The sequence below is a fragment of the Thiohalocapsa marina genome (assembly GCF_008632335.1).
Taxonomy (GTDB): domain Bacteria; phylum Pseudomonadota; class Gammaproteobacteria; order Chromatiales; family Chromatiaceae; genus Thiohalocapsa; species Thiohalocapsa marina.
On sequence record NZ_VWXX01000030.1, the window covers coordinates 1 to 11,878 of the forward strand.

The 11,878-nt window shown below is 65.6% G+C and carries 10 protein-coding genes; 1 reads left to right on the plus strand and 9 read right to left on the minus strand.

The genetic code is table 11. From position 1 onward, the window contains the following. Window positions 1-152: 152 nt before the first annotated feature. From prpC to F2Q65_RS15020, 9 genes are all read right to left on the minus strand, one after another. On the minus strand, window positions 153-1,298 hold the full coding sequence (gene prpC / locus F2Q65_RS14980) for a bifunctional 2-methylcitrate synthase/citrate synthase (protein ID WP_150094222.1): 1,146 nt from the start codon (window positions 1,296-1,298) through the stop codon (window positions 153-155). A gap of 88 nt (window positions 1,299-1,386) precedes the next feature. Further along, a complete protein-coding gene (prpB, locus tag F2Q65_RS14985) occupies window positions 1,387-2,277 on the minus strand; it encodes a methylisocitrate lyase (protein WP_150094223.1) in 891 nt (296 codons plus the stop codon). A gap of 207 nt (window positions 2,278-2,484) precedes the next feature. After that, complete coding sequence (locus F2Q65_RS14990) at window positions 2,485-3,192, minus strand: GntR family transcriptional regulator (RefSeq protein ID WP_150094267.1); 708 nt, start codon at window positions 3,190-3,192, stop codon at window positions 2,485-2,487. A gap of 593 nt (window positions 3,193-3,785) precedes the next feature. Beyond that, window positions 3,786-4,595 (minus strand): NRDE family protein, encoded by an 810-nt coding sequence (locus F2Q65_RS14995; protein WP_150094224.1) that lies wholly within the window; start codon window positions 4,593-4,595, stop codon window positions 3,786-3,788. A 51-nt stretch (window positions 4,596-4,646) separates the two neighbouring features. Continuing rightward, window positions 4,647-5,594, minus strand: a complete 948-nt coding sequence (gene secF / locus F2Q65_RS15000; protein WP_150094225.1) for a protein translocase subunit SecF — start codon at window positions 5,592-5,594, stop codon at window positions 4,647-4,649. A 30-nt stretch (window positions 5,595-5,624) separates the two neighbouring features. Beyond that, the gene (secD, locus tag F2Q65_RS15005) at window positions 5,625-7,481 is read right to left on the minus strand and encodes a protein translocase subunit SecD (protein ID WP_150094226.1); all 1,857 of its coding nucleotides are present in this window, start codon (window positions 7,479-7,481) and stop codon (window positions 5,625-5,627) included. A 42-nt stretch (window positions 7,482-7,523) separates the two neighbouring features. After that, window positions 7,524-7,853: a preprotein translocase subunit YajC gene (gene yajC / locus F2Q65_RS15010; RefSeq protein ID WP_150094227.1), complete on the minus strand. Its 330-nt coding sequence runs from the start codon at window positions 7,851-7,853 to the stop codon at window positions 7,524-7,526. 72 nt (window positions 7,854-7,925) lie between these two features. Then, window positions 7,926-9,026, minus strand: a complete 1,101-nt coding sequence (gene tgt / locus F2Q65_RS15015) for a tRNA guanosine(34) transglycosylase Tgt (RefSeq protein WP_150094228.1) — start codon at window positions 9,024-9,026, stop codon at window positions 7,926-7,928. Then, window positions 9,016-9,729 carry an HAD family hydrolase gene (locus F2Q65_RS15020; RefSeq protein ID WP_150094229.1) on the minus strand — a complete coding sequence of 238 codons (714 nt, stop codon included), beginning with the start codon at window positions 9,727-9,729 and terminating at the stop codon, window positions 9,016-9,018. Before F2Q65_RS15020 ends, tgt begins: the two co-directional genes overlap by 11 nt. 431 nt (window positions 9,730-10,160) lie before the next feature. Here F2Q65_RS15020 and F2Q65_RS15025 point away from each other — a divergent pair, with 431 nt between their 5' ends. Next, window positions 10,161-11,870, plus strand: a complete 1,710-nt coding sequence (locus F2Q65_RS15025; protein WP_150094230.1) for an alpha-amylase family protein — start codon at window positions 10,161-10,163, stop codon at window positions 11,868-11,870. Window positions 11,871-11,878: the final 8 nt, after the last annotated feature.

Sequence of the window (11,878 nt, forward strand, 5' to 3'; positions counted from 1 at the left end):
GATAAGCGAAGCGCATCCGCCGTTGTGGCCTGTGGCGGATGCGCTTCGCTTATCCGCCCTACCGTGCTGAGCGGACCGCCTGGCCAGTAATCAGCAGTTCCCTTGGTCTATGGCCAGCCGGTGTCGGCCCCTGCCTGCGCCGCCATGCAAGATCACCGTGCGTCGATCGGCGTCCAGGCCAGATTCTCCGGACCGACGTAGTTGGCGCTGGGGCGAATGATCTTCTTGTCGATGCGCTGCTCGATCACATGGGCCACCCAGCCGCTGGTGCGCGAGATGACAAAGATCGGCGTGAACAACGCCGTCGGCACGCCCATCTGGTTGTAGGACACCGCCGAGAACCAGTCCAGGTTCGGGAACATCTTCTTCAGGTCCCACATCACCGTCTCCAGCCGGTCGGCCACGTCGAACATGCGCCGATCGCCGTTACCCTCCGACAGCCGGCGAGCCACGTCCTTGATGACCTTGTTGCGCGGATCGCCGATGGTGTAGACCGGGTGGCCAAAGCCGATCACGATCTCCTTGCGGCCGACCCGCTCGGTGATGTCCGCCTCGGCCTCGTCGGCGGATGCATAGCGCTGCTGGATCTCACAGGCGGCCTCGTTGGCGCCGCCGTGCTTGGGGCCGCGCAGGGCACCGATGGCACCGGTGATGGCGCTGTACATGTCCGAGTTGGTGCCGGCCACGACACGCGAGGTGAAAGTGGACGCGTTGAACTCATGCTCGGCATACAGGATCAGCGAGGTATGCATGGCCCGCACCCAGTCCTCGGACGGCGGCGCGCCATGCAGCAGGTGCAGGAAATGGCCGCCGATGGAGTCGTCGTCGGTCTCCACATCGATGCGCCGGCCGTTATGCGCAAAGTGATACCAGTACAGCAGCATGGAGCCGAAGCTGGCCATCAGCCGGTCGCCGATGTCCCGGGCGGCGGCCACGGGCATGCTGTCCTTTTCCGGCTCCAGCGTCCCCAGCACCGAGCACCCAGTGCGCAGCACGTCCATCGGATGCGCCGACGGCGGCAACTGCTCCAGCGCCACCTTCAGCGCCGCGGGCAGACCGCGCAGGGCCTTGAGCTTGCGCTTGTAGGCGGTCAGTTCGGCCCGGTTCGGCAGGCGGCCATGGATCAGCAGATGGGCAATCTCCTCGAACTCCGCCTCATCGGCAAAGTCCAGGATGTCGTAGCCGCGGTAGTGCAGATCATTGCCCGTGCGTCCGACGGTGCACACGGCGGTATTGCCGGCATCGACGCCGGACAGGGCAACGGATTTCTTCGCCTTCGGCTTTTCGGCTTCGGCCATGGTTCTGTTCTCTCTTGTGGTGTTGGATCAACAGCCCGCGCGCAACCCCGCTCGGTCGCGGCGACACGCCGGCTGCGTAAACGCCGGTTCAGGGCTTGTCGGCATCCGCCGCGAACAGCTCGTCGAGCTTCTGCTCGAAGCCGTGGTAACCGAGAAAATCGTACAGCTCCATGCGCGTCTGCATGGTGTCGACGACATTCGCCTGGGTTCCCTCGCGGCGCAGCACCTCGTAGACATTCAACGCCGCCTTGTTCATGGCACGGAAGGCGGACAGCGGATACAGCACCAGTGACACGCCGACGCCGCCGAGCTGCTCGGTGGTGAACAGGGGCGTGGCGCCGAACTCGGTGATGTTGGCCAGCACCGGCACGCCCACCGCAGCAACAAACTGCTCGTACTGGGCCAGTTCGGTCATGGCCTCGGGAAAGATCATATCGGCGCCGGCCTCGACACAGGCCACCGCGCGCTCGATGGCCGCATCCATGCCCTCCACCGCCAGTGCATCGGTGCGTGCCATGATGACGAAATCGTCAGTGCGCGCATCCACCGCCGCCTTGATCCGGTCCACCATCTCGGCCTTCGACACCACCGCCTTGCCCGGCCGATGGCCGCAACGCTTGGCGGCCACCTGGTCCTCGATATGGCATCCGGCGGCGCCGGCCCGGATCAGCTCGCGCACCGTGCGGGCAATATTGAACGCCCCACCCCAGCCGGTGTCCGCATCCACCAGCACCGGCAGGTCGCTGGCGTAGGTGATCCGGCGCACATCCACCAGCACGTCCTCGAGGCTGCTGATGCCCAGATCCGGCACCCCCAGCGAACCCGCCGCCACGCCGCCGCCGGATACGTAAAGCGCCCGATAACCGGTGCGCTGGGCCATCATGGCGTGATAAGCCGTGGTGGCGCCGACCACCTGCAACGGGCGCTCCTCCTGCACGGCAAGGCGCAGCCGGGCGCCTGGGGTCAGTGATTGGGTCATCTTGAATCCTCGCTGTTGCGGTATGGGGTTGGTCGTCACCTGGGGAGACACTTGTTCATCAGCCTACCAGGCGGGAACGGCCTGATCTGTCACGGGGCCAGAAAGCAGCACGCGATCCAGAAACAGGGTCTCCGCATCGCCTTGTATTCAACAGCCCATGTCCAGCAGCTCAGGGTGCCGCCAATGAATTCGCGTCGCCAGCACTCATTACGAGCTGGCCTCCGTCCCCGCGGCTGCCTGCTCCGCGGCCAGCCGACGCTTCACGTTGGCGCACGAGGCACGCACATGGCGGCGCATCAACCACTCCGCCAGCTCCCCGTCGCGCCCGGCGATGGCATCCACGATCAGGGCGTGCTCCTTCAACGCATCCCGGGCCCGGTCGCTCTTCATGCCAAACTGGCAACGGTACATCCGTGCCAGATGATACAGATCGTCGCAGAGGATGCGCACCAGTCGCAAATTGCCGCTGCCAATGACGATACGGTAGTGGAAATCGAGATCGCCTTCCTGCTGAAAATAGGCCTGCCAGCACTCGCGGGCCACATCCCTGCCATGCTGCTGTACCAGGGCCTTCAGTTCCTCAACCGCCCCATCGGACATCCGCTCAGCCGCCAGCCGGGCCGCCATGCCCTCCAACGCCTCGCGCACCTGATAGAGTTCCAGCAGCCGCTCGCTGGACAGGGTAACCACCCGCGCCCCGACATTGGCGCGCCACTCCAGCAGATTCGACGACTCCAGCCGCCGCATGGCCTCGCGCAAGGGCCCCCGACTCACGGCAAAGCGCTCCGCCAGCACCGGCTCGCTCAACTTGCTGCCCGCCGGGATCTCCCCCTCCACAATCGCCCGACGCAACTGATCGAACACCCGATCCGCAATCGTCGCACCAGCGGCTGCCGCAGGCGCACCCATCGGCATCGATCCACTGGAGCCAGCCATCGATTTTGTCGACAGAACTTGTTGCATGAGGGCAATTTTAGGGAAATGAGCCGCCCTGTCAACCAGGATTGTCGACAATAGATGATTCTCAATCGACCCTGACCCACACCACAGCGCCCCCGAGAAATCCAGCCACCGAACTTCCAACCCGCGCATCCATGCTCGCGTCACGGTAAACGGCTACACCACCGGAACCCCCGAGGCATTCAATACACCGTCTCTTTATTTAGGAACCCACAGCCATTCAATACACTGTCGCCTTTTTTGGCCTACCCTTATCGTCATATCGCCGCGCCCCTGCGTTGTATCGAACCATAGCCCGTCACCACAAGAGCGGGTTGGGTGTCGGCGCTCTGGGGTCTCGATCGCAGGGATGCGATCGTGAAGCCTCCACGGACGGATTCACGGCGTCCCCAGAACGCCGATACCCAACCCGCGAGCCTATGCCCTCGCAGCGATGAATCTTCGCACACTACCCCCCCAACTCATTCAATACACTGTCACCTTATTGCCGTCAGCTTATGAGCGGCCCAATTTCAGACAGCATCACCTTATCTATCAGGGGTTAGCGGCTAACCAACCCGCAGAAAGTCCGCCTGGTCCGGCGGACCATCGGCATGCAGCAGGATCGGCATCTGCTGGAAGCCCGGATAGGCAGGGAGGGCGATCAGGGTCGAGGACCGGGTGCCGAAGGGCTTGCCGGCGACGGACAGACCAGACAGGTTCATTGCCGCGTCTGCATCAACACCGACGTCAGCACAAACAGCGTCATCAGCTCCGGATCCAGAATCAGCTACAGCACCAGCGTCTACGGCACGGCACTGCAACAGCGCGATCCAGGCCGACCAATCGCCGGATTCCGGATCCGGTGTGGCCGCGGCGCGAAACCGGGGCAGGAAGCGAGCGATGCGGGGCTGGACCGGATCATCCAGATCACCGGAGGCCAGCATGTGCAGACCCGGCGAGACCGGATGCACCCGGATGCCGTCGCCAGCATGACGCACCCAGTAGCAGGAACGCGGGTCCGCCACTAGCAGATTGAACGGCCGATAGGCCTCCGGAGACAGATCCGCCAGCGCGCCGACGGCCGCCCCCGCCTCCGCATGGTCCAGGGCCTCCAGCACCAGCTCACCCCGACTGCGCTTGCCCGCCAGCGGCCCCAGACTGTCCTGCCGATTCAGCACCGCGGCGACCACACCGTGGTCGTTCAGCCCCAGCCAGCTGCCGCCGGCCGTCAGATCCAGGCCGGCCAGCACCTCCGGCCGATCCTCCCAATGCCGCCCGGGCGGACGTGACGGACGATCGAGCCATTCATCCCGATTGGCCGCCAGCAGCAGGGGCCAGTCGTGGCCGGGCCGGTACAGGATGACCAGGGTACACATGGGAGATGCGCGGCGGCCGGGCGAAGGCCCGGCCGCGCCCTTGCCGAGGGCCTAGGGCCGGTCGTCCACCACCTCGCCCTCCTTCGGCGTCGGCAGCAGGTCGGCCCGACTGATGCCGAGCCACAGGGCGATGGCAGTGGCGATATAGATGGTGGAATAGGTGCCCACCAGCACACCGATGATCAGCGCCAGCGCAAAGCCGCTGATGACCTCTCCGCCCAGGAAGAACAGCGCCAGCAGCACCAGCAGCGTGGTGCCCGAGGTGATGATGGTCCGCGACAGGGTCTGGTTGATGGACCGGTTGCTGATCTCCAGCACCGAGCCCTTGCGCATCTTGCGGAAGTTCTCACGGATGCGGTCGAAGATGACGATGGTATCGTTCAGCGAATAGCCGATCACCGCCAGCACCGCCGCCAGCACGGTCAGGTCGAACGGGATCTGGAATACCGAGAAGATGCCCACCGTGAACAGCACATCGTGCATCAGGGCGGCGACGGCACCCACGGCAAAGCGCCATTCGAACCGCAACGCCACATAGATCAGGATGCCGATCAGCGCAAACAACACCGCCAGGCCACCCTGCTCGCGCAGCTCCTCACCCACCTGCGGGCCGACGAACTCCACCCGACGCAGCTCCACCTGCCCGTCGGCGGCAGCGCTGAGGGCACTGAACACCTGGTCGCTCAAGCGTGCACTGGCCTCCTCGCCGGACTGCGGCGCCAGCCGGATCAAGATGTCGCGGCGCGAGCCGAAATGCTGCACCGTCGCGTCGACGAAGCCGTTGTCGGTCAGGGCCTGGGTCACTGCGGCCACCTCGGTCGGCGTCTCGTAGCCGACCTCGATCAGGGTGCCGCCGGTGAAGTCCAGGCCCAGATTGAAGCCGCGCAACAGCATGGACAACAGCAACACCAGTAGCAGCACACCAGAGGCGATCGCCGCGCTGCGACGCTTGCCCATGAAGTCGATGTCGAGTTCCTTCAGGATCTGCACGTGGGACATAGCCGAATCTCCTCGGTGACGCGCCGGGCGTCAGATGGCAAGCCGTTTCAAACGGCGTCCGCCGTAGATCAGGTTGATCAGGGCACGCGAGCCAAGGATGGCCGTGAACATCGACGTGACGATGCCGATGAACAGCGTCACCGCAAAGCCCTTGACCGGACCGGTGCCGAAGCTGAACAGCACGATGGCCGCGATCAGTGTCGTGATGTTGGCATCGACGATGGTCGATAGGGCCTTGTCATAGCCGGCATGGATGCTGGCCTGCGGGCTGCTGCCGTTGCGGATCTCCTCGCGGATACGCTCGAAGATGAGCACGTTCGCATCCACCGCCATGCCCACAGTCAGCACGATGCCGGCGATGCCCGGCAGCGTCAGCGTGGCCTGCAGCATGGACAGCACCGCCACCATCATCACCAGGTTGATCACCAGCACAAGGTCCGCCACCAGACCGAACACGCGATAATAGAGCGCCATGAACACCATCACCAGCACCAGGCCGATGATCACCGAGCGGAAGCCCTGGTCGATGTTGTCCTGACCCAGACTCGGGCCGATGGTGCGTTCCTCGACGATCTCGATCGGCGCGGCCAGCGCGCCGGCCCGCAGCAGCAGCGCCAGGTTGTGCGCCTCGTCGGAGCTGTCCAGGCCGGTGGTCTGGAAGCGGCGACCAAAGGGCTCCAGGATATTGGCGACGCTGATCACCTCTTCGGTGCGCACCCGCTCCTTCACCGGCTCGCCATCCACCATACGGGTAATGGTGCGGTTCTCGATGAACACCACCGCCATCGGCTTGCCGACGTTCTCGGTGGTGATGCTGCGCATGCGCCGGGCGCCCTGACCGTCCAGATTGACGAACACCGCCGGCGAGCCGGACTGCTGGTCAAAACCCGCAGAGGCATCGGTGATCTGATCGCCAGTGACGATGACCCGGCGCTTCAGCAGGATCGGCCGGCCGTCACGCTCGCGGTACAGCGCGGAACCGACGGGCACGCGGCCCTCCAGCGCGTCCTGGACATCGTTTTCGGTGTCCACCAGCCGGTATTCCAGGGTCGCGGTGGCACCGAGCAGTTCCTTCAGCCGGGCAGGATCGGACGCGCCCGGCAACTGCACCACGATGCGCCGCTCGCCCTGGCGCTGGATGATGGGCTCGGCCACACCCAGGGCGTTGACGCGGTTGCGCAGGGTGGTGATGTTCTGCTGCAGCGCAAAGGTCTTGATCTGCTGCTGGATGGCCTGGGGGAGCACGGCGTAGACATAGTACTGTCCCGCCTCCTCGCCGGTCTCCAGGGTCAGGTCGCGAAACGCCTTGCGCAGGATATCCTCGGCCTGGTCCCGCGCCTGTTCGTCCTTGAACCGCACCGCAAGCCGACCACCGTCGCGGGTGACGGTGATGTAGCGCACCTTCTCCTTGCGCAGTTCGGTGCGGAAGTCGCCGACATAGCGCTCCAGCGCCTGGTCCACGGCGGCCTCCATGTCGACGTCGATCAGCACATGGATGCCACCGCGCAGGTCGAGGCCAAGGAACATCGGCTGCGCCCCAAGCCCTTCGAGCCAGCCCGGCAGGTCCGGGGCCGTGGTCAATGCGTTGGCATAGCGGTCGGACAGCACCTGGTCCAGCACCTCCTGGCCGCGCAACTGCTCCGACGGGGTGGTGAAGCGCACCAGCAGCTTCTCGCCCTCGCGCGGCTCCACCGCCTTCACCGGGACGCCGGCGTTCTCCATGGCCGCGGCGATCTCGGCGATGCTCGCCTCGGTGACCGGGTTGTCACGGGTTCCGGCCACCTCGATGGACGGATCCTGCGAGAACAGGTTGGGCAGCGCGAACAGCAAGCCGACCAGGATCACGACCAGGATCAGCAGATTCTTCCACAGCGGATAATGATTCATCGTCAGGCGGTCCTTCGGAGACGCTGGTTGTACGGCGAGACCTTACAGCTCCTTCAGCGAGCCCTTCGGCAGCACCGCCTCGACGGCCTGACGGCGGATCTTGATCACCACGTTGTCCGCCACCTCGAGCTGGGCGAAGTTGTCGCCAAGGTCGACCACGCGCCCGGCAACGCCGCCCATGGTGACCACCTCGTCACCCTTCGACAGGCCTTCCACCAGGGCCTTGTGCTCCTTCTGCCGCTTGATCTGCGGACGGATCATCAGAAAGTAGAGGATGACCACCAGGCCAATCGGGAACAGCAGGCCCAGCAGGCCACCGGTGGGGTCACCCTCGGCCGTCTGGGCGAAGGCATCGGAAATGAAGAAGCTCATGCGTGACTCCTGACAGCGGCGGACCGGGAATAGGGTCCGCGATGGAAATCGGGAATGGGACTCAGCGGCGCATTATGACACATCACGGCGCGCGAAAAAGTCCGCGACGAAGGCATCCAGGCGGCCCTGGGCGATGGCCTCGCGCAGGCCGCGCATCAGGTCCTGGTAATAGGTCAGGTTGTGGATGGTGTTGAGACGGCTGCCCAGGATCTCGTTGCAGCGGTCCAGGTGATGCAGATAGGCCCGGCTGTAGTTGCGGCAGGTGTAGCAGCCGCAGTCCGGATCCAGCGGACCGGTGTCGTGCCGGTGCACGGCGTTGCGGATGCGCACCGTGCCGGCATGGGTGAACAGATGACCATTGCGTGCGTTGCGGGTCGGCATCACGCAGTCGAACATGTCGATGCCGCGCTGCACCGCCGCGACGATGTCCTCCGGCGTGCCCACCCCCATCAGGTAGCGCGGTCGCTCCACCGGCAGGCGATCAGCCAGGAAGTCCAGCACCCGCAGTCGTTCCGCCGGCGGCTCCCCCACCGACAGACCGCCGACGGCATAGCCGTCGAAGCCCAGCGCCATCAGGCCGTCCAGCGACGCCGCCCGTAGCTCGGTGTGCATGCCCCCCTGCACGATGCCGAACAGGGCCGCCGGATTGTCGCCGTGGGCGGTCTTGCAGCGCGCCGCCCAGCGCAGCGACAGCTCCATGGACGTACGCGCCTCGACCTCGGTGGCCGGGTACGGGGTGCATTCGTCGAACACCATCACGACATCGGAGCCCAGCGCCCGCTGCACCGCCATGGACTCCTCCGGGCCCATGAACACCGGGCTGCCGTCCACCGGCGAGCGAAAGTGCACGCCCTGCTCGGTGATCTTGCGCAGCTCGCCCAGGCTGAACACCTGGAAGCCGCCGGAGTCCGTCAGGATCGGCCGCTGCCAGTGCATGAAGTCGTGCAGGTCGCCGTGGGCGGCGATCACCTCGACGCCGGGCCGCGCCATCAGGTGGAAGGTGTTGCCGAGCACGATCTGGGCGCCGATCTGCTCCAGTTCCTCCGGCGTCATGCCCTTGACCGTGCCATAGGTGCCCACCGGCATGAAGGCCGGGGTCTCCACCGTACCGCGGGCAAACTGCAGGCGACCGCGGCGGGCGCGGCCGTCGGTGGCCAGTCGTTCAAACTGCATGATCTTCTCCGCACCATCCCTGCTGCACAAGCCAGTCGACCATGGCGCCGAGCTCCGTCACCTGCAGCAATGGCGGCGGCAGCTCCTCGGGCCAGGGGCGCCCGTCGCGGTTGACCCAGACCGCGCCGATGCCGACGCGCCGGGCCGCTTCCACATCGCGCACCGGGTCATCGCCCACATGCAGGGTCTCCGCCGGCCCCACGCCCACCCGCCGCATGGCCAGCTGGAACAGCGCCGGGTCGGGCTTTGCCGCACCGGCCTCCGCCGCCGTCAGCGCGTGGTGGAAGACAGCGCTCAGCGGGGTCGCGTGCACCTCGGCGTTGCCGTTGGTCACCGCCACCAGGCGGCAGTGCACGCCCAGCCGCGTAAGGGCCGGCGCCACGTCGGCATAGGGCTGCACCCGGTTGCGGTGTTGCTGGAACAGCGCCACGGCCTGATCGGCCAGGGTCGGCGCATAGCCGAATTGCTCCATCAGCGCCCGCATGGCATGCAGCCGCACCGCCGTGAGGTCATGGGCGATCTCCGGGCGATCGCGCATCAGCGCCATGCGGTGCGCGCGCAGGCTGTCCGTGTCGTGGGCCTCCGCCAGCCGCGGCGCCCGGTCCGCAAGCCATGCATGGAGTGCATGCTCGGCGCCGCGAATCACCGGGGCGCACGGCCAAAGCGTGTCATCCAGGTCGACGGTGATCAGCTTCAGGCGCACCCTGTTCTACCCATGTCTGGTTTCCTTAAGGAGACGCTGATTTATTGGCCTCCTGGCCAAAAATCAGCACGCGATTCGAAAACGCGGTTTCCGAATCGCTTTATTTTCAGCGGCTTGCGCCGCTAAAAATGGCAGGGCCTCCTGCCCCGCACGGAAAATGCCGAATAAATCAGCATTTCCTTAACTTGCAGAAACTTGTGCGACCTGGATTTGGCCGCAGAGCTGAATCGTTGTGGTCGGATCGCTATAATGCAGCAACGCCAGTCGAAACGTCCATGTCACGCGCATACGGAACCATGACGGAAACCAGCCGGCCCGCTCCTCTCGCCACATCCGCTCCGATCCCTGCTCCCGCTTCTGCCGTCGGTCCCTCGCCCGAATCCGCCACCGACACCAGCCGGCCGGCACCACAGACACTGCCCCAGGGCGTCATGCTGAATGCCTACCCGGACAGCATCGGCCACAGGCTGGCCGACCTGGTGCACCTGCTGCAGCAGCCGGAACTGGAACACGCCTTCTCGCTGCTCTACCTGCTGCCGACCTTCTTCAACAGCGATCTGGACCGCGGCTTCTCCATCATCGACTACGACCTCAACGCCGAGCTCGTCAGCCCGCAAGACCTGCAGGCCCTGGATGCTCTGGGCATCATGCTGAAGCTGGACCTGATCCTGAACCACCTGTCCGTCGGCTCGCCGCAGTTCCAGGACCTGCTGCGCCATGGCGACCAGTCCGACTACCGCGACTTCTTCATCGACTGGAACGAATTCTGGCAGTCACACGGCGAACCCGGGCCCGAGGGCCATGTCATCCCGCATGAAGACCACCTGAACAAGCTGTTCATGCGCAAGCCCGGCCTGCCGATCCTCAAGGTCGGCTTCCCGGACGGCAGCAGCCGCCCCTACTGGAACACCTTCTACCAGCAGGTCAGCTACCACCCCATCACGCCGCAGGAGCTGTCCGGCGTCGCCGGCCTGAGCCAGGAGGCCGCCACCGAGGTCTCGGTCATGGTCAACACGGCGCTGGAAGAGGCGGTCGAGCCGGACCAGATCTACCTGGACGGCCACGCCCTGCACAGGGACCGCATCCTGTCCCTGCTGCACACCAAGCGGCGCTACCTGGGCCAGATGGACCTGAACGCAGAGTCCGAGAAGGTCTGGTCCTTCTACGACGACACCCTGCGCAAGCTCAAGGGCTACGGCGCGCGCATCATCCGCCTGGACGCCTTCGCCTACCTGCACAAGCGCCCCGGCGAGCGCAACTTCTTCAACAAGCCCGGCACCTGGGACTACCTGGAGCGGCTAAAGGGGCTCGCCCGCCAGTACGACCTGATCATCTTCCCCGAGGTGCACGCCGAGTTCGGCACCGGCCTGCATGAAGAGGTGGCGGAAAAGGGCTTTCCGATCTACGACTTCTTCTTCCCCGGCCTGGTCATCGACGCCCTCGATCGCGGCAACGGCGAGGCCCTGCGGCGCTGGATCGACGACATCCGGCACAAGGACCTGCAGACCATCAACATGCTCGGCTGCCACGACGGCATCCCGGTGCTGGATCTGCGCGGCGCCCGGATCGAGGGCGTCGAGCACCACGGGCTGCTGGACGACGAGCTGATCGACACCGCCATGGAGCGCATCATCGAGCGCGGCGGCCGGGTCAAGAACCTCTACGGCCCCGACGGCAAGAAGATCTCCTACTACCAGGTCAACGCCACCTTCTTCAGCGCCCTGGGCGAAGACGAACAGAAACTGCTGCTGGCCCGCGCCATCCAGTTGTTCATGCCCGGTATCCCGCAGGTCTGGTACCTGGACCTGTTCGCCGGCAAGAACGACTACGCAGCCGCAGACAGCGGCGGCACCGCCGGCCACAAGGAGATCAACCGCACCAACCTCAGCGTCGCCGAGGTGACCGCCGGCCTGCAGCGCCCCGTGGTGCGCCACCAGCTGGACATGATCCGGCTGCGTAACACCTCCCCCGCATTCGCCGGCGAGCTGCACATCGACGACACGCCGCCGCACCTGCTGCACCTGACCTGGCGCAGCGGCAACCACAGGGCCAGCCTGAAGGCCGACCTGTGCGACACCGCCTTCGAGATCGAGCACCAGGATCCCACGGGCGCCGTGCAGCGCATCGCCCACAGCCGCTGATCCTGGCC

Bases quoted from the DNA above. Each gene is read 5' to 3' on its own strand.
- F2Q65_RS14995 (WP_150094224.1), bottom strand. From the start codon at position 4,595: ATGTGTACCCTGGTCATCCTGTACCGGCCCGGCCACGACTGGCCCCTG.
- secD (WP_150094226.1), bottom strand. From the start codon at position 7,481: ATGAATCATTATCCGCTGTGGAAGAATCTGCTGATCCTGGTCGTGATC.
- yajC (WP_150094227.1), bottom strand. From the start codon at position 7,853: ATGAGCTTCTTCATTTCCGATGCCTTCGCCCAGACGGCCGAGGGTGAC.
- F2Q65_RS14990 (WP_150094267.1), bottom strand. From the start codon at position 3,192: ATGCCGATGGGTGCGCCTGCGGCAGCCGCTGGTGCGACGATTGCGGAT.
- tgt (WP_150094228.1), bottom strand. From the start codon at position 9,026: ATGCAGTTTGAACGACTGGCCACCGACGGCCGCGCCCGCCGCGGTCGC.
- prpC (WP_150094222.1), bottom strand. From the start codon at position 1,298: ATGGCCGAAGCCGAAAAGCCGAAGGCGAAGAAATCCGTTGCCCTGTCC.
- F2Q65_RS15025 (WP_150094230.1), top strand. From the start codon at position 10,161: ATGCTGAATGCCTACCCGGACAGCATCGGCCACAGGCTGGCCGACCTG.
- secF (WP_150094225.1), bottom strand. From the start codon at position 5,594: ATGTCCCACGTGCAGATCCTGAAGGAACTCGACATCGACTTCATGGGC.
- prpB (WP_150094223.1), bottom strand. From the start codon at position 2,277: ATGACCCAATCACTGACCCCAGGCGCCCGGCTGCGCCTTGCCGTGCAG.